Here is a 19,958-nt window from a genome sequence, read left to right on the forward strand (position 1 = left end):
TGCAGCTTCCCCCAGGTCGCCTGAATAATCCGAGGGGAGCGGCCGCTGCACGTCCATCGGGGGCATCGCCCCCCAGGGCGTCGGGAAGGCCGTGCCTTCCCGAGTGTCGCCCCCTGGCGCGCCGGCAGGCCCGGGTTCCTCACCCGGAGCGGGCAAGGCCCCGCCTCCCCAAGGGACGGGCCGACGCATGCGGCGGCATGCATCGGCCCGGATCCTTCCCCTGGTCCGGAGGCTACAGGACCAGGCGCTCCTGGTACTCCCCGAAGACCCCGCGCATGGCGTCGCAGACCTCGCCCACCGTGGCCTCGGCCTTCACGGCGGCGAGGATGAGGGGCATCAGGTTGTCGGTGCCCTTCGCGGCCGCGGCCAGGGCTTCCAGGCGGGCCTTGACGGCGCCGTTGTCGCGCTCGGCGCGGTAGCGGGCCACCTGCTCCCGGCGGCGGGCGCCGAGGGCCTCGTCCACGCGGAGCAGCTCGGGCTTCTCCTCGTTCTGGATGGCGAACTTGTTGACGCCCACCACCACCTGCTCGCCCTTCTCCACCGCCTTCTGGTAGGCGTAGGCGGCGTTCTGGATCTCGCGCTGGGGAATGCCCTTCTCGATGGCGGTGACCATGCCGCCGGCCTCGTCCACCTTGGCGATGAGGGCCTCGGCCATGCGCTCCAGCTCGTCGGTGAGGCTCTCGATGAGGTAGCTGCCCGCGAAGGGGTCCACCACGTCGGCGATCCGGTTCTCGAAGGCCAGGATCTGCTGGGTGCGCAGCGCGATGCGGGCGCTGGCCTCGGTCGGCAGGGCCAGGGCCTCGTCGCGGCTGTTGGTGTGCAGGCTCTGGGTCCCGCCGAGGACGGCCGCCATGGCCTGGACCGTGGTGCGCACGATGTTGTTGTCGGGCTGCTGGGCGGTGAGGGTGCTGCCGGCGGTCTGGGTGTGGAAGCGGAGCATCTGGCTCTTGGGATCATTGGAGCCGAAGCGCTCCTTGATGATCCGGGCCCAGAGGCGGCGCGCCGCGCGGAACTTGGCGATCTCCTCCAGGAACTGGTTGTGGGCGTTGAAGAAGAAGCTGAGCCGCGGCGCGAAGGCCTCCAGCTTGAGGCCGGCCTTGAGGGCGGCCTCCACGTAGGCGATGCCGTCGGCGAGGGTGAAGGCGATCTCCTGGGCCGCGGTGCAGCCGGCCTCGCGGATGTGGTAGCCGGAGATGGAGATGGTGTTCCAGTTGGGCACGTTCTCCGCGCAGAACCCGAAGATGTCGGTGATCAGGCGGATGCTGGGGCGGGGCGGGTAGATGTAGGTGCCGCGCGCCATGTACTCCTTGAGGATGTCGTTCTGGATCGTGCCCGACACCTGGTTCCACGCCACGCCCTGCTCCTCGGCGACCGCGAGGTAGAGGGCCAGCAGCACGGAGGCGGGGCCGTTGATCGTCATGCTGGTGGAGACCTTGTCCAGCGGGATGCTCTGGAAGAGCACCCGCATGTCGCGGATGGAGCAGACCGAGACGCCGACCTTGCCCACCTCGCCCATGGCCATCTCGTGATCGGGATCCATGCCGATCTGGGTGGGCAGGTCGAAGGCCACGGAGAGGCCGGTCTGGCCCTGCTCCAGCAGGTAGCGGTACCGCGCGTTGGACTCCTCCGCCGTGCCGAAGCCCGCGTACTGGCGCATGGTCCACAGCCGGCCGCGGTAGCCGGTGGGCTGGACGTGGCGGGTGAAGGGGTACTGGCCGGGGCGGCCCAGGTCCCCGATGGGGTCGAAGGCCGGAAGGTCGGCGGGGGTGTAGCTGTTCTTGAGGGGAATGCCCGAGGACGTCTCGAAGCGCTTCTCGCGCAGCTTGGCCGGGTCCTCCTTCACGGACAGGCTCTCCTGGACCTTCTGGAGGTATTCGGGCGTGTACATGGGGCCTCCCATTTTCAACCCAGGGTACCAGGGGTCGACCGGGAAAAGGTCACACCTGCCGGCCCCGCGCGGCTCCAGCGTAGAATGGGGCATGCCCCACGCCGCCCCGCCCCCGCCCCCCGCCGTCCAGATCCTCCTGGGCGCCGATCTCTGGCAGGCCGGAGCCCCGCCCGTGGCCGGCCAGGCCCTGGCCGTCAAGGGCGGCCGGATCGTCGGGACCGGGCCCGCGGCGGACCTGCTCCGCGCCTACCCCCGCGCCGCCCGGGTGGAACTCCCCGGCGGCACCCTCCTGCCCGGCTTCATCGAGGGCCACGCCCACGTGCTCGGCCTGGGCCGCCTGGCCCGGGAGGCCGACCTCACCGGCGCCCCCTCCCTGGACGAGGCCCTGGCGCGGGTGGCGCGCTGGGCCGGCGAGGGCCACGGCTGGATCCAGGGCCGGGGCTGGGACCAGAACCTCTGGCCGTCCAAGACCTTCCCCACCGCAGCCGACCTGGACGCCCGCACCGGGGACCGCCCCGCCGCGCTGCGCCGGGTGGACGGCCACGCCCTCTGGGCCAACACCGCCGCCCTCCGGGCCGCGGGCATCACCCGCGCCACGCCGGACCCCCGCGGCGGCGCCATCCTCCGGGACGGGCGCGGCGAGCCCACGGGCATCCTCCTGGACGGCGCCATGGACCTGGTGGAGCAGGTCATCCCGCCCCCCACCGCCGCCGAGCTGGAGGCCGCCCTCAAGGACGGACTGGCCCGCCTGCGGGACCTGGGGTTCACCGCCGTGGCGGACATGGGCGTCAACCGGCCGGAGCTCGAGGCTTACCGGCGCCTGGCCAAGGCCGGCAAGCTCCCCATCCGGGTCTTCGCCTACCTGAACCACGACGCCCGGCTCATGGTCCAGGAGCTGCGCCACCCCCGGGCCGTCAAGCTCGCCTCCTTCCAGGTGCAGGGCGTGAAGTTCTACATGGACGGCGCCCTCGGCAGCCGCGGCGCGCGCCTCCTGGCCCCCTACGCGGACGCGCCCGGCCAGGGCCTCTGGGTCACCGATCCCAAGCGGGTGTCCGTCGACGCCAAGGCCACGATCCGGGCCGGCTATCAGCCCGCCATCCACGCCATCGGCGACGCCGCCAACCGGGAGATCCTGGACATCCTGGCCGCCCTGCCCCGCCCCAAGGGCCTGCCGCCCCGGGTGGAGCACGCCCAGATCGTGGCCCCCGCCGACACGGCGCGCTTCGGGGCCCTGGGCGTGGTCGCCAGCGTCCAGCCCATGCACTGCACCGACGACCACGCCTGGACCCCGGCCCGGCTCGGGCCGGAGCGGGAGGCCGAGGCCTACCCCTGGCGGAGCTTCCTCCAGGGCGGCGCCCTCCTGGCCTTCGGCAGCGACGCCCCCATCGCCGACGCCAACCCCTTCAAGGCCATCCGCGCGGCCGAAACCCGCCAGGACGCCGCCGGCGATCCGCCGGGAGGCTGGCTCCCCGCCCAGCGCCTCACCCGCGCCGAGGCCGTGGAGGCCTACACCCGCGGCAACGCCCGGGCCCTGGGCCGGACGGACCTGGGCGTCCTCAAGCCCGGCGCCGTCGCCGACCTCCTGTGGGTCCAGGCCCCCCTCGCCACCCTCGCCCCCGCCGACCTGGCCCAGGTCCGGCCCGGCCGCCTCTGGGTGAATGGCATCGAAGTCAAGCTGGAGCACCCATGACCCGTCCCGCCCCTCTGTTGGCCCCCTCCATCCTTTCCGCGGACTTCGCGCGCCTCGCCGAGGCGCTGCCCGTGCTGGACGACCGCTGCGTCGTCCACGTGGACGTCATGGACGGCCGTTTCGTCCCCAACATCACCCTCGGCATGCCCGTGGTGGCCGCCCTCCGCAAGGAGACCCAGCGCGTGCTGGACTGCCACCTGATGATCGTGGAACCGTCCCGCTACGCCACCGCCTTCGTGGAGGCCGGCGCCGACTGGGTCTCCGTGCACCAGGAGGCGGACCCCCACCTGCACCGCACCCTCGCCGCCATCCGGGACGCCGGGGCCAAGGCCGGCGTCGTCCTCAACCCCGCCACCCCCGTGGAGACCCTCACCGACCTCATGGGCGCCTTCGACTTCGCCCTCCTGATGAGCGTGAACCCCGGCTTCGGCGGCCAGAGCTTCATCCCGCGCACCCTGGACAAGATCCGGCGCCTGGACGCCATGCGGACCGCCTCCGGGGCCGACTTCCTCATCGAGGTGGACGGCGGCGTGGGCCCGTCCAACGCCCGGAGCCTGATCGCCGCCGGCGCCGATGTCCTCGTCGCCGGGAACGCCGTCTTCAAGGCCCCCGACCCCCGGGCCGCCGTGCGCGCCCTCCTCGCCGAGATGGACGCCGGCCGGTAGCAGCCCCCCCGGGAAGCCAGGACGGATCCGCACCCCTGTCGAGCCGCGGGGGGGCCCATCGCCGAGGTCCAGGAGCCCCCCGCGGCTTCAGGGAAGGGTCCGGCCCGCGGCCGAGGACCGCACCCCGGCGAGCCAGCCCAGTTCCCGCCACGTGAAGGCGAGTCCCTTGCGCAGGAACCCGGTGTCGGCCCCGTCCGGGGGGAGGCCCAGGAAGGCCTCGCGCACGGCGTGGGCCGCTTCCTCCAGGCGGGGCCGCCACAGGTGGTCCAGGGGGGCCGTCCCCGCCTGGAAGAGGGCGGCGCCGTCCCCTTCCCGGTAGGCCACCAGGGCCTTCCGGGCCAGGCGCTGGTCCCCGATCCCCACCGTCACCCGGACATGGTCGTCGAACTGCACCACCTTGATCCAGCAGCCCCCCAGCTCCAGCCACACGAGGCCATCGCCGCCGACCCCGCCCCCGCAGTGGCGGATCCCCACGCTCGCGCCGCCGCAGCGCCAGCCCCAGATCCGATCCGGTCCGTCCGCGTCGGTCTCCGCGATGACCGGCGGCAGCTTCCGGCCCTTGGGCGCCGGGGCCCCCTCCGTTTCCGGCGTCGCGGGGCGGGTGGCCGCCGGCACGCGGGAGGAGGGTTGGTAGACCCGGGACCGGGGCCGCTGGGGCGCCGGGCGCCCCAGGACCGGGAGTTGGCCGGCCGCGAGGGCCAGGGAGCTGGCGGCCAGGAGCAGGACGGTGCGGTGAACGGTGCGCATGGATCCCCCTCGGGCCCCCGGCGGGGGGCACATGAACCTCCAATGCCACCCAGGGGACCGAGGTTCCGCCCCCGATTGCCCCCCCCGGACCCGTCAGGCACAATGGAAGCCACCTTTCCCGGAGGCCTGATGCACATGTCCGATGCGCTGGTGTCCCCGGCGGTGGGGGGGGCCTTCTGGGCGGCATCGGCCTGGAGCCTCGCCCGCAGCGCCCGGAAGGGGACCCCGGCCGCGGCCCCCCTCACGGGGGTGCTGGGGGCCTTCGTGTTCGCCCTCCAGATGGTGACCTTCGCCATTCCGGGCACCGGCTCCAGCGGCCACCTGGGGGGCGGCCTCCTCCTGGCCCTCCTCCTGGGGCGGGAAGCCGCCTTCCTGACCCTCGCCTCGGTGCTCCTCGTGCAGGCCCTCTTCTTCGCCGACGGCGGGCTCCTCGCCTATGGCTGCAACCTCTTCAACCTGGGCTTCATCCCCGTCTTCATCGCCCATCCGCTCCTGGTGCGGCCCGGGGCCGGCCGGCGCGACCTGGGGATCGGCGCGGCGGCCGTCGCCTCGGCCCTGCTGGGGGCGGCGGGGGTGGCCTTCGAGACCCGGCTTTCGGGCATCACGGCGCTGCCCCTGGGCGCCTTCCTCTCGGCCCTCCTGCCCATTCACCTGGTGATCGGCCTGGTGGAGGGCCTGGCCACCGTGGCGGTGGTGCGCTTCCTGCACCGCGCCCGGCCGGAGCTCGTGGAAGGGCCGAGCCGGGGCGGATGGCGGGCCTCCGCCCTCGTGGGCCTGCTGGCCCTGGGCACGGCCGGGGGGCTCAGCGTCCTCGCCTCCCGCGCCCCCGACGGCCTGGAAGGAGCCATCGCCCGGGTGGCCGGCGCCGAACCGGCCCCGGCCGGCGACCGGATCCACCGCGCCCTGGCCCGGGTCCAGGCCCGGGCGCCCCTGCCCGACTACGCCCCGCCCGGCGCCCCCGCCACCCCGGCCCGCACCTCCCTGGCCGGCCTCGCCGGCGGCGCCCTGACCCTGGCCCTCGCTCTGGCGGCGGCCCTGGCCCTCCGGGCCTGGCGGAAGGCCGCCTGACATGGGCTTCCGGGCCGCCGCCCTCCATCACTTCGCCACGCTCGACGAGCTGGCCCACGGGGATTCCCCCATCCACCGGCTGGATCCCCGGGCCAAGGTCGCGGCCACGGCCCTGTTCATCCTCGCCGTGGCCAGCTTCCCCCGCTACGCCGTGGCGGCCCTCGCGCCCTACGCCCTCTTCCCGGCGGCCCTGGCAGCGCTGGGGGGCGTCCCCGCCGCCTTCCTGGGGCGCCGCCTCCTGGCGGCCCTGCCCTTCGTGCTCTGCCTGGCGGCCTTCAACCCCCTCCTTGACCGGGTCCCCGTGGCCGACCTGGGCGGCGCGGCCCTCACCGGGGGCTGGGCCAGCTTCGCCTCCATCCTCCTGCGCTTCGCCCTCACCGTGAGCGCCGCGGTGGCCCTCGCGGCCACCACGGGCGTGGACGGGGTCACCCGGGCCCTGGAGCGCCTGGGGGCCCCCGCCGCCTTCACGCGCCAGCTGGCCTTCCTCCACCGCTACGCCTTCGTCCTGGGCGAGGAGGCCTTCCGCCTGAACCGGGCCCGCGCCCTGCGCGCCTTCGGGCGCCGCACCTCGCCGGCGGAGTTCGCCTCCCTCGCGGGCCACGCCCTCCTGCGCGCCTGGGACCGGGCCCGCCGCGTGCACGTGGCCATGCTGAGCCGGGGCTTCACGGGGCGCTTCCCGGACCGGCGCCCCCTGGCGTGGCGCCCCGCCGACACCGCCTTCCTCGCGGCCTGGGCCGCCTTCTTCGCCTGCGCCCGGGTCTGGGACCTGGCCTCGGCCGCCGGCGCCCTGATCCTGGGAGGCCGGCCGTGAGCGCCCCCATCCTGGAGGTCCGGGACCTCGCCTACGCCTACCCCGACGGCACCCGGGCCCTGCGCGGCCTCGCCTTCGCCCTGGCGCCCGGGGAGCGCGTCGCCGTGGTGGGCGCCAACGGGGCCGGCAAGTCCACCCTCCTGCAGCACCTCAACGGCACCCTCCTGCCCGCCGCGGGCACCGTCGCCGTGGGGGGCGTCCCCGTGGCCCCGGCCGCCCTGGACACCGTGCGCCGCGCGGTGGGCATGGTCTTCCAGGACCCCGACGACCAGCTCTTCATGCCCACCGTGTACGAGGACGTGGCCTTCGGCCCCCGGAACCAGGGCCTCCCCGAGGCCGAGGTGGACGCGCGGGTGCGGGCCGCCCTGGAGCAGGTGGACGCCCTCCGCCTCGCGCCCAAGCCCCCCTACCGGCTCTCCGCCGGCGAGAAGCGCCGCGCGGCCCTCGCCACCGCCCTCGCCCTGGAGCCCGACATCCTCGTCCTCGACGAGCCCACCTCCGGCCTGGACCCCCGGGGCCGCCGCCAGCTCATCGAGATGCTGCGGGCCTTCCCCCACGCCCAGCTCGTGGCCACCCACGACGTGGACCTCGTGCTGGAACTGTGCCCGCGCACCCTGGTCCTCCACGACGGCCAGCTCCGCGCCGACGGCCCCACCCTCCCCCTCTTCCGCGACGCGGACCTCCTCGCCGCCTGCCGCCTGGAAAAACCCCTCGCCATGCAGGGCTGCCCCGTCTGCGGCCGCTAGCTCACCCTTGCCAGCCCGAAGGATCGGAACAAGGTGGTTCCGGTGATTCGATCTGCGGACACTAGCAGCCATTCGGACGGCCTTTACCCAGCCTGCCCTCGGTTTTTCCTCGGGAGCCTTGGGGACGCAGCCTGGCCCGTGCGTCAGTCCACGGGCCCGGCGAGCGCCTCGATCACGTGCTGGACGAAGCGGGACACCTCCATGGTCGCCAGGAACGTCGCCGCCAGATCCGCGGGCCGGGGCTCCACCGCGGCGGTCGCCTCCAGCCGGTCCAGCAGCACCGCCTCCAGGTCGTCCAGGGCCCGGAGGCCGGCGTGGGGCCGCATCCAGTCCTCGCCGCCCTCGCGCCAGGCCTCGATGAGGGGCTGGAGCTCGAAGGCGTCGTAGTGCTCCTCGGCCAGCGCCCCCAGGACGTCCTTGGACGCTCTGGGCGACCGGGCGTGGAAGGTCCGGGTGCGGGTGTACGCGTGGCCCTTCCCGTCGGAGACCGTGAACGTCACCCACGCGTCCCGCCCGGAGCCCCCCAGCGCGAAGACCAGCCGCAGCCCGCCCAGGCGGAGGTCATAGCCCGAGGGCCGGACCTCGATCCGGTACCCGAGGCGGGATTCCGCCGACCAGGTGACGGCCCGCTCCACGGGCGTCTTCTCCTCCAGGACCGGCGCCGCCGCCGGCGAGGTCAGGACCGGCACCGCGGCCGCCACCGGCGAGGTCAGGACCGGCACCGCGGCCGCCAGGGGCGAGGGGAGGTCGGACGGCTTCGGCTCCGCCCGGACCGCCTTCGCCTCCAGCTGGCCCATCCGCCCCAGGTCGGCCCAGGCCATGCGGGCCGCGGGCACCCAGGCCGGCTCCGGCGTCCGCGCCCGGCTCGCCTCCAGCTTCTGGCCCACATCGGCCCTCAGGGTCAGCAGGGTCTCCGAGGCCTCGGCCTCGCGGATGGCCTCCCCCGCCTTCCCGGCGAGCAGGTCCCGCCAGAAGGCCGCCTCCTCGACGCCCTCGGCCTTGGGGAATGTCCAGCGCCCCCGCGGGCCGGACACCTCCAGGGACCCCGCGAGGGTCCGCTCCACGTCCAGCAGCTTTTTCCCATCGACCAGGGCGTAGCCCCCCGGATCGATGCCCAGGGTCAGGCGCCCGACCTTGAAGGCCTGGAAGATCGAGGTCGGCCCGCTGCCGCCCTGCGGCGGGGGCGCCGGCGCGGCCTCCCCGAGGGCGGCCAGGGCGTCCAGGTCGGCCAGCACGCAGGTGAGGAGCGGATTCCGGAGCAGGGGCGCCCGCGTCCCGTCGGCGAGGAGCTTGGCCACCAGCGCCCGGCCCGCCTCCAGGTCTCCGGCCCCGTAGTGGCCCGAAGCGGCCTTCAGGAGGTCCGGATAGGTCCGCGACGGCGACAGGGCCCAGGGACCCAGCCCCTGAAACCGGACCTCCGAGCCCTTCCCGGAGGTGAAGCGGACCCGGGTCCGGTAGGCCCGGCCCTCCAGGACCTTCTGCAGGCGGTAGACGCCCTGGCCCAGCGCAAGGGTCGCGTTGGCCCGCCCCAGGCCCTGGGTGTCCAGGGTCAGGCGCAGGCTGGCGGATCCCAGGGCGTGGATCTCCGCATGGAGGACGGGTCCGGGGTCCTTCCGTTCGGCCTGGGGCGGCGCGGACCGCTTCCCGACGCCCCGGGCCATCCAGCCCAGGTCCTCCAGCGCGCGACCCGCCATGGCGGCCCAATCCGGCCGGTCCCCCTGAAGGGTGGCCTTGGCCACCTGCCCTTCCACCTGGCGCCGCAGCTCCGTCAGATCGGCCGGGTCCAGGCCCTCCCGGAAGGCCCGCCACAGGTCGCCGTCCTGGAGGTGGCGCCAGAAGGCGCCGTCATCCGTCGAGGACTTTCGCGCCACCTCCCACAGGGAGCGCCCGTCGGACAGCGCCAGCGGCCCCCCCTCGCGCCAGTCCACCAGGAGCTGCCTGGCGGGATCGAACAGCGCGTAGGTGTCCCGGTCGATCACCAGGTTCAGCGACTCGCTCCTGGCCGTGAGGCAGGCGTCCGAGGCCCCGTTGGAGGCGGTCGAGGGCGCCTTGACCTCCTCCGCGTCCCCGGCCCCTCCCTTCACGGGCTGGGCGGCCAGACAAAGGCCGGCGGCCAGGACCAGGACAAGGGCACGACAAGGCATGGGGACTCCCGGGCGCCCTGCGGGCGCGCTGCATTTACGGACAGGCCGGGCCAGATCCCGGGGCGTCCACGGAATGAATGAACAATAAGCGTTCCGGGTTCCCGGATCCCTCGAAGGGGCGCGGCGTCAATCCACGGGCCCGGCGAGCGCCTCGATCACGTGCTGGGCGAAGCGGGACACCTCCATGGTCGCCAGGAACGTCGCCGCCAGATCCGCGGGCCGGGGCTCCACCGCGGCGGTCGCCTCCAGCCGGTCCAGCAGCACCGTCTCCAGGTCGTCCAGGGCGCGGAGGCCGGCGTGGGGCCGCATCCAGTCCTCGCCGCCCTCGCGCCAGGCCTCGATGAGGGGCATGAGCTCGAAGGCGTCGTAGTGCTCCTCGGCCAGCGCCCCCAGGACGTCCTCCGAGGCCCTGGGGGCCCGGGCGTGGAAGGTCCGGGTGCGGGTGTAGGCGTGGCCCTTCCCGTCGGAGACCGTGAACGTCACCCACGCGTCCCGCCCGGAGCCCCCCAGCGCGAAGACCAGCCGCAGCCCGCCCAGGCGGAGGTCATAGCCCGAGGGCCGGACCTCGATCCGGTACCCGAGGCGGGATTCCGCCGACCAGGTGACGGCCCGCTCCACGGGCGTCTTCTCCTCCAGGACCGGCGCCGCGGGCGCGGGGAGGACGGGCTCCGCCGACGCCACGGGCGAGGGAAGGACGGGGCGGTCCGACCCCTGGCCGGTGTCCACCTGCACGGGCGTGGGGGCGGCCTGGGGCGCCTCCACACTGAGGAGGCGGCCCAGGTCGGCCCAGGCCCGGCCGGCGGCCAGGACCCAGGCCGGCTTGGGGCTCTGGCGCATCCCCGTGTACAGCCGCGCTTCCACCTGGGCCCGGAGGTCCTTCAGGTCCTCGGCCGGCAGCGCCGCGGCGCAGGCTCGCCCCGAGGGGTGTTCCAGGACCTGCTTCCAGAAGGCGGCCTCGTCTTCGTCCCCCCGCATCCCGAAGGTCCAGCGCCCGCCCTCGGAGGCCAACGCCAGGCGGCCCGCGACCAGCCGGTTCACCTCCTGGAAGCCCAGGGGATCGAGGAGCGAATACCCCGCCTGGTCAAGACCGAGGCTCAGGCGCCCGGCCTTGAAGGTCTGGAAGCGGGCCGGCAGCCCGCGCGCGGGCGTGTCCGGCGCTATGCGCTCCCCGCCGCTGGCCTCCGGAGGCTCGGCCGCCGCCAGGGCAGCCGGCGCGGAGGCCGGAACGCGTTCGGCCAGGGCGTCCAGGTTGGCCAGGAGGGCCTTCAACAGGGGCTCCCTGAGGAGGGGGGACCGGGGACCGTCCGCCAGGCATTGGGCCACGAGGGTCCGCGCCGCCGCCAGATCCTCGGCGGCGAAGGCGGCGCCAGCGCAGGCCTCCAGGAATTCCGGATAGGTCTGGACGGGATCCAGGGCCCAGGGGCCCAGCCATTCGAACTGGCCCGAGGGCCCCTGCCCCGCCTGGAACCCGACCTGGGTCCGGATCGCCTGGCCCTCCCGGGTCTTCTGCAGCACCAGGTCCCCCGTCCCGAAGGCGCAATCCGCCCGGGCCGCCGACACCCCCGTCGCGTCCATGGCCAGGCGGAGGCAGACCGCCCCCCGGCGGTAGACCTCCACCTGGAGAACGGGCACGCTGGCGTCCCACGCCCGCGGGTCCCCCTGGGCCTTCTCCGGGGCCTTCCCCCGGGCGCCCTGGGCCATCCAGGCCAGATCCGCCACCGCCTGGGCGGTCCACGGCGCCCAGAAGGGCCGCTGGCCCTTCCGGGTGCAATCGGCCCCCACCGCCTCCAGCCGGGCCTTCAGGGCCAGCAGGTCCTCCGCCACCAGCCGGTCCCCGAACCCGCCCCAGGCCGGATGGGCCAGGACCGCCTTCCAGGTGGCGGCCTCGTCCTTCCCGGTCGGCCGCAGGGACGTCGCGCGCCCGGCGGCGTCGAGGAGGACCAGGGGGCCCGCGCCCTCCCGCTGCGCCTGGACCTTGGCCCCCGCGTGGAAGAGGCCGTAGCGCGCCTCCTCCAGCACCAGGAGGAGGTCGCCGCTCCGGACGGTCAAATGGCTGCCGAAGCGGAACCGCTGGGCCGGCGTCTCCCGCTCCCCCTCGTCCTTCCGCTCCGCCTCCGGGGGATCCGGGCGGGACAGGACCGCGGGCTGGGCCGCCAGGGGGAGGGCGACGGCCAGGAGGACGGATAGGGGATGGGGGACCATGGCGCCTCCAGGCGTCCCCGGAAGCTCCGGGGGCGCACGGGGGATGAATGTTAAATCCATCCGTCAGGTTCCCGGATCCGCGCAGACCTTGGGTTCGCGCGGGCCTTGGGCCATGGCGCCCGGGCCCCGACGCGTTCAGCCCCGGCGTCCGCGCCCGGGTGAAGGCATAATGGCAGGCACCCCCCGGCTGGTTCGGGGGGTCCACCCTGCTGGAGCACTGCTCATGACGACCCTCAACCAGCGCCTGCTCGAGGCCCCCTACCCCGTCGTGGGGCTCACCGGAGGCATCGCCGCGGGCAAGACTTATGCGTCCCAGCGCCTGCGCTACCTGGGCTGGGAGGTGATCAACGCCGACCAGGTCGCCCGGGAAGTCGTCCAGCCGGGCACCCCCGGCCTGGAGGCCCTGGTCGCCGCCTTCGGCGACGGCATCCTCGCCGACACCGGCACCCTGGACCGGGAGAAACTCGGCGACCTGATCTTCAAGGACCCGGCCAAGCGGGAGCGCCTCGAGGCCATCCTGCACCCCCTCATCGAACAGCGTTTGTCTGAACGCCTGGCGGCCCTCCCCCCCACCATCAAGGGGGCCGTCCTGGACGCCGCCCTCTGGGTGGAGCGGGGCCAGGCCCACATCTTCGACGCCCTGTGGGTGGTCGACGCCCCCGACGACATCCGGCTCAAGCGCCTGATGGAGCGGGACGGCCTGGACACGGCCCGGGCCATGGACCGCATCTACGCCCAGAGCGCCGGCGCCGAGAAGCGCCTCCACGCCGACCAGGTCTTCCGCAACGACGGCCGGGACCTGGACGAGAGCCTCACCAAGGCCGAGGGCGCCCTCCTCGCCCACTGGAAGACGGCCCGCGAGCGCAAGTGGGGCCGCACCGGCACCTCCCCCTTCAGCCCCGAGGAGCTCCACGCCGTCCTCGCGGCCATGCTGGGCCGCGGCGGCGACTACGCCGAGATCTTCGTGGAGCAGCGGCGGGCCTGCGCCCTGGGCATGGACGACGGCCGCATGGAGGACGTGGCCGCCGGCGAGACCTTCGGGGTGGGCCTCCGCCTCATCGACGGCGAGGCCACGCGGTTCGCCGACCTCATCGCCCCCAGCGCCGAGGAGCTGCTGGAGGCGGCCCGGACCCTGGCGGCCCCCGGAACCGGGGCCCCCGTCGACGTGCCCGGCCTGGAGCGCCACCTCCTGCCCAAGCCCAGCGCCATCGAGCGGGAACCCACCGCCGTGCCCCTCCCCGAGAAGGTGGACCTGGTCCGGCGCGCCGACTACCTCGCCCGCCGCCGCGCCGAGGCCATCCGCCCCGGCGCCCTGCGCCAGGTGGCCGTGGGCTACGGCGACAGCACCCAGAACGTCTGGATCGCCGCCAGCGAGCGCGGCGCCTCCGGCTGGACCTCCACCCTGACCCAGGACCGCCGCATCCAGAGCGTCCTGCGCATCAACGTCACCGCCGGGGAGGGGGACCTCCTCCAGAGCGGCTACCAGGCCCTGGGCCAGACCCGGGGCTTCGAGCTCTTCCAGTCCCAGGCCGTCGAGGCCACGGTGTACGAGGCGGTGCGCCTGGCCATGCAGGCCCTGGACGCCAAGCCGGCCCCCGCCGGCACCTTCCCCGTCATCCTCTCCAGCAGCGCCGGCGGCACCATGATCCACGAGGCCTGCGGGCACGGGCTCGAGGCCGACCTCGCCCTGGCTGGCGTCAGCGCCTTCTCGGGCAAGCTGGGCCAGAAGGTGGCCGCCGAAGGCGTGACCATCATCGACGACGGCACCCTGCCCAACAAGCGGGGCTCCAGCGCCATGGACGACGAGGGCCGCGCCGCCCAGCGCGTCGTGCTCATCGAGAACGGCGTCCTCAAGGCCTACCTCCAGTCCCGCAAGACCGCCCGGCGCATGGGCGTCGAGCCCACCGGCAACGGCCGGCGCGAGAGCTACCGCCACATCCCCATCCCCCGCATGCGCAACACCTTCCTCGCCCCGGGCCAGGAGGATCCCAAGACCATCCTCGCGGACCTGGACCGGGGCCTCCTCGTCAAGCACATGGGCGGAGGCCAGGTGGACACGGTCACCGGCAACTTCGTCTTCCAGGTCACCGAGGGCTACTGGGTCGAGAACGGCGAAGTGAAGCACCCCGTGCGCAACGCGACCCTCACCGGGTGCGGGCCGGCCGTCCTCAAGGACCTGACCCGCATCGGCCGGGACCTCGACCACTTCGACATCGGCACCTGCGGCAAGGACGGCCAGGGCGTGCCCGTCTCCGACGCCCTCCCCACCATCCTCTGCCCCGCCCTCGTCGTGGGCGGCACGGCCGAACCCCTTCCGAGCGTGATCTAGCCATGACCGATTCCGGGATCTTCCAGTCCTTCATCCCCGAGGCCCTCGAAGGCCGCCTCCAGGAGGGCATCCGCCACGCCCAGGCCCTGGGCGCCGAGGGCGCCGAGGCCTTCGTCTCCGTCTCCCGCAGCCGCCGGGCCAAGGTGCAGAACGGCGCCCTCGAGGACCTCACCACGAGCAAGCGCGGCGGCCTCGGCGTCCGCGTCCTGCGTGGGGGCGCCAAGGGCGTCCGCACCGGCATCGCGACCACCACCGACCTGACCCGGGCCGACTTCCGCGACCTCTTCGCCCAGGCCTGGGAGCTCAGCGCCCTCGGCGACGAGGACCCCTGGACCCGCCAGGCCGAGCCCGCCGGCGCCGACGACCTGCCCTCCCGGTACGACGGCCGGGGCCAGTTGCTGGCCCCCGAGGACCGCATCCGCCGGGCCCTGGACCTCGAGGCCGAAGCCCGCCGCGCCTCCCAGCGCGTCGTCGCCGTCCGCGAGGCCTCCTGGGCCGACGGCGAGGGCGCCTCCCTCCTCCTGACCCAGAAGGGCGTCCGCGCCTTCGACCTGGGCTCCTCCTGCTCCGGATCCATCGAACTGGCCGTGGAGGCCGACGGTGACCGCCAGGCCGCCTGGCACTGGGACATCGGCCGCCACCCCGGCGCCCTGGACCTGGCCGCCATCGGCCGCGAGGCCGCCCTCAAGGGCGAGCGCAAGCTCCGCCCCGCCCAGGTGGAGGCCGGACGCTACAGCGTGGTCCTCCATCCCGAGGTCACCGTGGACATCCTGGGCATCGTCGCCGGCATGCTGAGCGCCGAGGCCGTCCTCAAGAAGCGGAGCCTCTTCGCCGACAAGCTCGGCGAGCGCATCGCCAGCCCCCTGCTCACCCTCGTGGATGACGGCCGCCTGCCGGATGGCCTGGGGTCCGAGCCCTGGGACGGCGAAGGCCTGCCCACCCGGCGCAACGTCCTCATCCAGGACGGCGTCCTGGGCACCTACCTGCACACCCTGCGCACCGCCGCCGAAATGGGCGTCGCCCCCACCGCCACCGCGGGCCGGGGCACCGGCAGCAACCCGGGCGTCACCACGTTCAACCTCTTCCCCGAACGGGGCGCCACCCCGGTGGCCGAGCTCTACCGGAAGGCCGGCGACGGCATCCTCATCACCGAGCTCATGGGCCTCCACACCGTGGACCCCGTCTCCGGCGACCTGAGCGTCGGCGCCAGCGGCATCCGCATCCGCGGGGGCGAGCTGGCGGAGAGCGTGGACCGCATGACCTTCGCCGGCAACCTGAGGGACTTCCTCACCCGCATCGAGGCGTTGGGGGACGACCTGCACTGGTACGGCAGCAGCGCCGGCCTTTCCATGCTCCTGGCCGACATGAGCATCGGCGGCTGAAAACCCCCTCCGCCCCGCCGTGGTAGGGTGGAGCAAGACCCAATGAAGAGGATATCGATGTCCCTTGAAGCAGCACGCACCTACCTCGCCTCCCCCCACCTCGAGCCCGAGCTCCGGGCCGAGCTGGAGCCCCTCGTCGCCGCCGCCGCCGCGGGCGACGCCGCCGCCGGGGTGGAGGTCAACGACCGGTTCTTCGAACCGCTGGCCTTCGGCACGGGCGGCCTGCGCGGCATCATGGCCGCGGGCCTCCGCCGCATGAACAAGCCCAACGTCCGCCGCACCACCCTGGCCCTGGCCCAGGTGGCCAAGGCCCGCGCCCCCCAGGCGAAGACCGCCCTCGTGGGCTTCGACACCCGGCTCCAGTCCGACGTCTTCGCGCGGGAAGCCGCCCGCGTCCTGGCCGCCCAGGGGTACCAGGTGTACCTGGGCACCCGCCCCCTGCCCACCCCCTTCCTCTGCTACGCCATGCGCAAGCTGGGGACGGCCTGCGGCATCATCCTGACGGCCTCGCACAACCCCAAGGAATACAACGGCTACAAGGCCTACGACGACAAGGGCGCGCAGGTCGTGGCCCCCTGGGACGCCGAGATCGAGGCCGCCATGGCCCAGTTCCCCCTCGTCCCCGAGCCCCCCGCGGCCGAGGGCGACGCCCGCATCCAGCCCATCCCCGCCGAGCTCGAGGAGGGCTACCTGGCCCTGGGCCTCTCCCTCATGACCCGCCCCGAGGGCTTCCGCCCCGCCAAGGTCCTCTACACCCCCTTCCACGGCACCGGCATCGCCTTCGTGCCCGAGCTCTTCAAGCGGGCCGGGATCCCCCTCGAGATCTGCGCCGCCCAGGCCGTCCAGGACGGCACCTTCCCCACCGCCCCCCGCCCCAACCCCGAGGAGATCGCCGCCTACAAGGCCCCCCTCGCCGACGCGGAACGCCTGGGCGCCGACGTGGTCCTGGCCAACGACCCCGACGCCGACCGCATCGGCCTCGTCGCCAAGCGCAACGGGACCTGGGAGCTCATGAGCGGCAACGACCTGGCCGCCCTGACCCTCGACTACCTCTGCACCCTCAAGCGCCTCAAGGGCACCATGGTCACCACCGTCGTGACCTCCGACCTGCTGCCCGTCGTGGGCCGGCACCACGGCCTCGAGGTCATGTGGACCCTCACCGGCTTCAAGAACATCGCCATCTGCATGAACCTCATCGAGAAGCGGGGCGAGACCTACGCCTTCAGCGCCGAGGAGTCCTTCGGCATGCAGCTCAGCGACCAGATGCGCGACAAGGACGGCGTCCTGGCCTCCCTCGTCGTGGCCGAGATGGTCGGCTACTACAAGTCCAAGGGCATGGGCCCCTACGAGGCCGTGGAGGCCCTCAAGGCCCGCATCGGCGCCTACCACAACCGCCTCGTCAACCTCGAGGATCCCCGGCCCGGCGGCGCCGTGCGCTTCGCCGAGGCCATGGCCCGCATCCGCCAGGCCGGCCTGACCGCCTTCGCCGGCGAGCGCGTCGTGAGCTGGGAGGACTTCCAGACCGGCCTCTGGCACGGCGAGGGCCGCGAGGAGACCATCGTCGACAGCCCCGACCGCCGCGAAGTCGCCACGCCCATCGACCGCAGCAACGTCCTCAAGTTCCGCCTGGAGAGCGGCGCCTTCGCCGCCTTCCGCCCCAGCGGCACCGAACCCAAGCTGAAGGTCTACCTCCAGAGCCGGACCGATGAGGCCCTCCTGGACCGCATGGAGACCGAGGCCCGGCAGCTCCTCGGACTCTGATCCGGCGCACCGAACGAAGGCCCGGCACCGCCCCCAGGGCGCTGCCGGGCCTTCGGGCGTTGACCCCTCAGGGCAGGTCGGCGGGCGGGAGGGGCCCCCGCCTGGGCGGCACGGCCGCCAGCTGATCCAGGCGCGCCGCGTCCTGGTCGCTGAGCTTGCGCGTCGGCTCGGCTGGTGGGAAGAGCTCCGGCGCCTCCTCCTGGAGGAACCGCCGGGTCCGGGCCACGAGGGCGTCCATGTCCTGCAGGAAGCGCACCCGCTCCAGCTTGAGCGTGCGGATCTGCACCTCCAGCTCCCCCGAGCGGGCCGTGGCCTCCCGGAGCAGCTCGTCGGCCTTGAAATCCGCCTCCCGCAGGATCAGCGCCTTCTCCCGGTTCACCGCGTCGAGGATCTCCTCCTTCGTCTTCTGGGCGTTCAGGAGCGTCTCCCGGAAGATCCGGTCCTGGTCCTGGTACTGGCGGAGGTGCTCGCGCAGGTCGAGGATCTCGTTGCGCAGGCGCTGGTTCTCCTGCTGCACCTCCTCCCATTCCCCGGCCACCTCCAGGAGGAAGGCGCGCACCTCCTCCTCGTTGATGCCCCGGAAGGTCCGTTCGAATTCCCTGCGCTGGATGTCGAGCGGGGTGAATTTCATGGGAGGGCCCTCAGGTGAGGCCGCCCAGCAGCAGGCGCTGCAGGGCGAGGAGGATGATCATGGCCACCATGGGGCTGAAGTCCATGCCGCCGGCGGTGGGGAGGATGCTGCGGATCGGGTGGAGCAGCGGGTCGACGATGGCGTGGAGGGCCCGCACGAAGGGGTTCCGCGGATCGGGCTGCACCCAGGACAGCAGGCTCGTGATGAGGATGAGCAAGGTCAGCAAGGTGATCAGCTTGTCGGCCAGGAATACAAGAATGGGCATGTTCGGCACCTGTCACCGCCCATGATAGCCGGAACCGCCCTGTCGTCCCCTTGGACATGCCCCGGGAAGTGCAGTACAACGATGAAATGCGAATCGGGATCTCCTGCTACAGCACGTTCGGCGGTTCCGGGGTGGTGGCCACGGAAGTGGGGAAGGCGCTGGCCGCGCGGGGGCACGAAGTGCACCTGCTCAGCCCCTCCGTCCCTCCCCGGCTCCTGGGCTTCGAGGACCGGATCATCTTCCACGAAGTGACGGCCAGCCCCTACCCCCTCTTCGAGGCGGCCCCCTTCTCCATCGCCCTGGCCTCCAAGATGGCCGACGTGGCCGAGCACCACGGCCTGGAGATCATGCACGCCCACTACGCCATCCCCCATGCCTCCGCCGCCCTCCTGGCGCGCATGGCCCTCCAGGGGCGCCTCAAGGTCGTCACCACCCTCCACGGCACCGACATCACCGTCGTGGGCTCCGACCCCAGCTACCTGTCCATGGTGAAGCTCGCCATCCGCGAATCCGACGCCGTCACCTCCGTCTCCCAGTACCTCAAGGACGAGACCTGGCGCACCTTCCGCGTCGACCGCCCCATCGACGTCATCCCCAACTTCGTCACCGCGCCCGCCAACCCCAGCCCCCGCTGCCGCGAATGGCTGGCGCCCTGCGACATGCCCATCCTCACCCACATCTCCAACTTCCGCCCCGTCAAGCGGGTGATGGACGTCATGAGGACCTTCGAGCGCGTCCGGCAGGAGCACCCCTGCCGCCTGGCCATGGTGGGCGACGGTCCCGACCGGGTCGAGGCCGAGACCTACGCCCGGGAAAAGGGCTTCGCCGACGAGGTCCGCTTCACCGGCAAGACCCTGGACATCGAGAAGGTCCTGGCCTGCACCGACGTCTTCCTCCTCCCCAGCGCCACCGAGAGCTTCGGCCTCGCCGCCCTCGAGGCCATGGCCCACGGCGTCCCCGTCATTGCCACCCGCGTCGGCGGCCTCCCCGAAGTCGTCCGCCACGGCGTGGACGGCTACCTCGAGGCCCTCGGCGACACCGAAGCCATGGCCGACGACGCCCTCACCCTCCTGCGCGACCCCGTCCTCCGCAAGCAGATGGGCGCCTCCGCCCGGACCCGGGCCCTCGAGACCTTCGAAGAGAAGCCGATCATCGACCAGTACGAGGCCGTCTACGAACGCTGCCTGGCCGTCCCCAAAACAACAGTGGATTTCGGGGGATCTCCACGTTAGACTAGGCGTTCCGGCTGGGTAGCTCAGGTGGTTAGAGCGAGGGTCTCATAATCCCTAGGTCGACAGTTCGAGTCTGTCTCCAGCCACCAACACAAAGCCCCTGAAACCAAAGGTTTCGGGGGCTTTCCTTATCGGCCCGGAAGCCGGCATCGCTGCGGAAAAGTGCCCGGAAAGCGCCCAAAACGGATGGTGGGTGAAGCGGTAGAGAAGCTGAGGTTCCCCTGGGTTCCTCTCCGCCCGCCATCCATCAAGGGGCCTCGTGGCGGTGCCACAAGTCGGCTTCTCAAAGCCAGCGGCCTACGGTAGGTATGATCTCCTCTGTGCGGCCCATACGTTGCAGCCCACCTGAGTTGGTCGGAGAGTGGGTCTGCCGGGGGGCCGTGCCCCGTTCCCGCCA

Annotated in this window: 15 protein-coding genes and 1 tRNA gene; 10 read left to right on the forward strand and 6 right to left on the reverse strand. The window is 73.4% G+C overall.

Annotated elements, in window-relative coordinates:
• Positions 1-232 precede the first annotated feature (232 nt).
• Positions 233-1,888 (reverse strand): acyl-CoA mutase large subunit family protein, encoded by a 1,656-nt coding sequence (locus R2J75_RS10415; protein WP_243330420.1) that lies wholly within the window; start codon positions 1,886-1,888, stop codon positions 233-235.
• A 91-nt stretch (positions 1,889-1,979) separates the two neighbouring features.
• Here R2J75_RS10415 and R2J75_RS10420 point away from each other — a divergent pair, with 91 nt between their 5' ends.
• A complete protein-coding gene (locus tag R2J75_RS10420) occupies positions 1,980-3,578 on the forward strand; it encodes an amidohydrolase (protein ID WP_243330422.1) in 1,599 nt (532 codons plus the stop codon).
• On the forward strand, positions 3,575-4,243 hold the full coding sequence (gene rpe, locus R2J75_RS10425; RefSeq protein ID WP_243330423.1) for a ribulose-phosphate 3-epimerase: 669 nt from the start codon (positions 3,575-3,577) through the stop codon (positions 4,241-4,243). Before R2J75_RS10420 ends, rpe begins: the two co-directional genes overlap by 4 nt.
• 87 nt (positions 4,244-4,330) lie before the next feature.
• Here the strand turns inward: rpe and R2J75_RS10430 are convergent, their stop codons facing one another.
• Positions 4,331-4,990 carry a hypothetical protein gene (locus tag R2J75_RS10430; RefSeq protein WP_316410086.1) on the reverse strand — a complete coding sequence of 220 codons (660 nt, stop codon included), beginning with the start codon at positions 4,988-4,990 and terminating at the stop codon, positions 4,331-4,333.
• Between the two features lie 129 nt (positions 4,991-5,119).
• Between R2J75_RS10430 and R2J75_RS10435 the strand changes: the two genes are divergently transcribed.
• The 3 genes from R2J75_RS10435 to R2J75_RS10445 are packed head-to-tail and all read left to right on the forward strand — an operon-like array spanning position 5,120 to position 7,615.
• The gene (locus tag R2J75_RS10435) at positions 5,120-6,058 is read left to right on the forward strand and encodes an energy-coupling factor ABC transporter permease (protein WP_243330428.1); all 939 of its coding nucleotides are present in this window, start codon (positions 5,120-5,122) and stop codon (positions 6,056-6,058) included.
• 1 nt (position 6,059) lies between these two features.
• Positions 6,060-6,869, forward strand: a complete 810-nt coding sequence (gene cbiQ / locus R2J75_RS10440) for a cobalt ECF transporter T component CbiQ (RefSeq protein WP_243330430.1) — start codon at positions 6,060-6,062, stop codon at positions 6,867-6,869.
• Positions 6,866-7,615: an energy-coupling factor ABC transporter ATP-binding protein gene (locus tag R2J75_RS10445; RefSeq protein WP_243330431.1), complete on the forward strand. Its 750-nt coding sequence runs from the start codon at positions 6,866-6,868 to the stop codon at positions 7,613-7,615. The genes cbiQ and R2J75_RS10445 overlap by 4 nt, the downstream gene beginning before the upstream one ends.
• A gap of 143 nt (positions 7,616-7,758) precedes the next feature.
• On the opposite strand, the gene R2J75_RS10450 is transcribed toward R2J75_RS10445, so the two are convergent.
• Together R2J75_RS10450 and R2J75_RS10455 are read right to left on the reverse strand one after the other, a co-directional pair.
• Positions 7,759-9,759, reverse strand: coding sequence for a hypothetical protein (locus R2J75_RS10450; protein ID WP_316410087.1), 2,001 nt, complete (start codon positions 9,757-9,759; stop codon positions 7,759-7,761).
• 126 nt (positions 9,760-9,885) lie between these two features.
• Positions 9,886-11,961: a hypothetical protein gene (locus R2J75_RS10455; RefSeq protein WP_316410088.1), complete on the reverse strand. Its 2,076-nt coding sequence runs from the start codon at positions 11,959-11,961 to the stop codon at positions 9,886-9,888.
• Positions 11,962-12,184: 223 nt separating this feature from the next.
• On the opposite strand from R2J75_RS10455, the gene coaE reads away from it, so the two are divergent.
• The 3 genes from coaE to R2J75_RS10470 are packed head-to-tail and all read left to right on the forward strand — an operon-like array spanning position 12,185 to position 17,433.
• Positions 12,185-14,290 (forward strand): dephospho-CoA kinase, encoded by a 2,106-nt coding sequence (coaE, locus tag R2J75_RS10460; protein WP_243330436.1) that lies wholly within the window; start codon positions 12,185-12,187, stop codon positions 14,288-14,290.
• A 2-nt stretch (positions 14,291-14,292) separates the two neighbouring features.
• Positions 14,293-15,672, forward strand: coding sequence for a TldD/PmbA family protein (locus tag R2J75_RS10465; protein ID WP_243330438.1), 1,380 nt, complete (start codon positions 14,293-14,295; stop codon positions 15,670-15,672).
• Between the two features lie 57 nt (positions 15,673-15,729).
• The gene (locus R2J75_RS10470; RefSeq protein ID WP_243330440.1) at positions 15,730-17,433 is read left to right on the forward strand and encodes a phospho-sugar mutase; all 1,704 of its coding nucleotides are present in this window, start codon (positions 15,730-15,732) and stop codon (positions 17,431-17,433) included.
• Between the two features lie 67 nt (positions 17,434-17,500).
• Here the strand turns inward: R2J75_RS10470 and R2J75_RS10475 are convergent, their stop codons facing one another.
• A complete protein-coding gene (locus R2J75_RS10475) occupies positions 17,501-18,064 on the reverse strand; it encodes a DivIVA domain-containing protein (protein ID WP_243330444.1) in 564 nt (187 codons plus the stop codon).
• A 10-nt stretch (positions 18,065-18,074) separates the two neighbouring features.
• Positions 18,075-18,329 (reverse strand): YggT family protein, encoded by a 255-nt coding sequence (locus R2J75_RS10480; protein ID WP_243330447.1) that lies wholly within the window; start codon positions 18,327-18,329, stop codon positions 18,075-18,077.
• An 86-nt stretch (positions 18,330-18,415) separates the two neighbouring features.
• Here R2J75_RS10480 and bshA point away from each other — a divergent pair, with 86 nt between their 5' ends.
• On the forward strand, positions 18,416-19,561 hold the full coding sequence (bshA, locus tag R2J75_RS10485; protein ID WP_243330448.1) for an N-acetyl-alpha-D-glucosaminyl L-malate synthase BshA: 1,146 nt from the start codon (positions 18,416-18,418) through the stop codon (positions 19,559-19,561).
• 12 nt (positions 19,562-19,573) lie between these two features.
• Positions 19,574-19,650 (forward strand) — tRNA-Met (locus R2J75_RS10490).
• Positions 19,651-19,958 lie beyond the last annotated feature (308 nt).

Source organism: Mesoterricola sediminis (genome assembly GCF_030295425.1).
GTDB classification, from domain to species: Bacteria; Acidobacteriota; Holophagae; order Holophagales; family Holophagaceae; genus Mesoterricola; species Mesoterricola sediminis.

Coding starts and splice junctions, on each gene's coding strand:
- R2J75_RS10415 (WP_243330420.1), bottom strand. CDS start 1,888: ATGTACACGCCCGAATACCTCCAGAAGGTCCAGGAGAGCCTGTCCGTG.
- R2J75_RS10420 (WP_243330422.1), top strand. CDS start 1,980: ATGCCCCACGCCGCCCCGCCCCCGCCCCCCGCCGTCCAGATCCTCCTG.
- rpe (WP_243330423.1), top strand. CDS start 3,575: ATGACCCGTCCCGCCCCTCTGTTGGCCCCCTCCATCCTTTCCGCGGAC.
- R2J75_RS10430 (WP_316410086.1), bottom strand. CDS start 4,990: ATGCGCACCGTTCACCGCACCGTCCTGCTCCTGGCCGCCAGCTCCCTG.
- R2J75_RS10435 (WP_243330428.1), top strand. CDS start 5,120: ATGCACATGTCCGATGCGCTGGTGTCCCCGGCGGTGGGGGGGGCCTTC.
- cbiQ (WP_243330430.1), top strand. CDS start 6,060: ATGGGCTTCCGGGCCGCCGCCCTCCATCACTTCGCCACGCTCGACGAG.
- R2J75_RS10450 (WP_316410087.1), bottom strand. CDS start 9,759: ATGCCTTGTCGTGCCCTTGTCCTGGTCCTGGCCGCCGGCCTTTGTCTG.
- R2J75_RS10455 (WP_316410088.1), bottom strand. CDS start 11,961: ATGGTCCCCCATCCCCTATCCGTCCTCCTGGCCGTCGCCCTCCCCCTG.
- coaE (WP_243330436.1), top strand. CDS start 12,185: ATGACGACCCTCAACCAGCGCCTGCTCGAGGCCCCCTACCCCGTCGTG.
- R2J75_RS10465 (WP_243330438.1), top strand. CDS start 14,293: ATGACCGATTCCGGGATCTTCCAGTCCTTCATCCCCGAGGCCCTCGAA.
- R2J75_RS10470 (WP_243330440.1), top strand. CDS start 15,730: ATGTCCCTTGAAGCAGCACGCACCTACCTCGCCTCCCCCCACCTCGAG.
- R2J75_RS10475 (WP_243330444.1), bottom strand. CDS start 18,064: ATGAAATTCACCCCGCTCGACATCCAGCGCAGGGAATTCGAACGGACC.
- R2J75_RS10480 (WP_243330447.1), bottom strand. CDS start 18,329: ATGCCCATTCTTGTATTCCTGGCCGACAAGCTGATCACCTTGCTGACC.
- bshA (WP_243330448.1), top strand. CDS start 18,416: ATGCGAATCGGGATCTCCTGCTACAGCACGTTCGGCGGTTCCGGGGTG.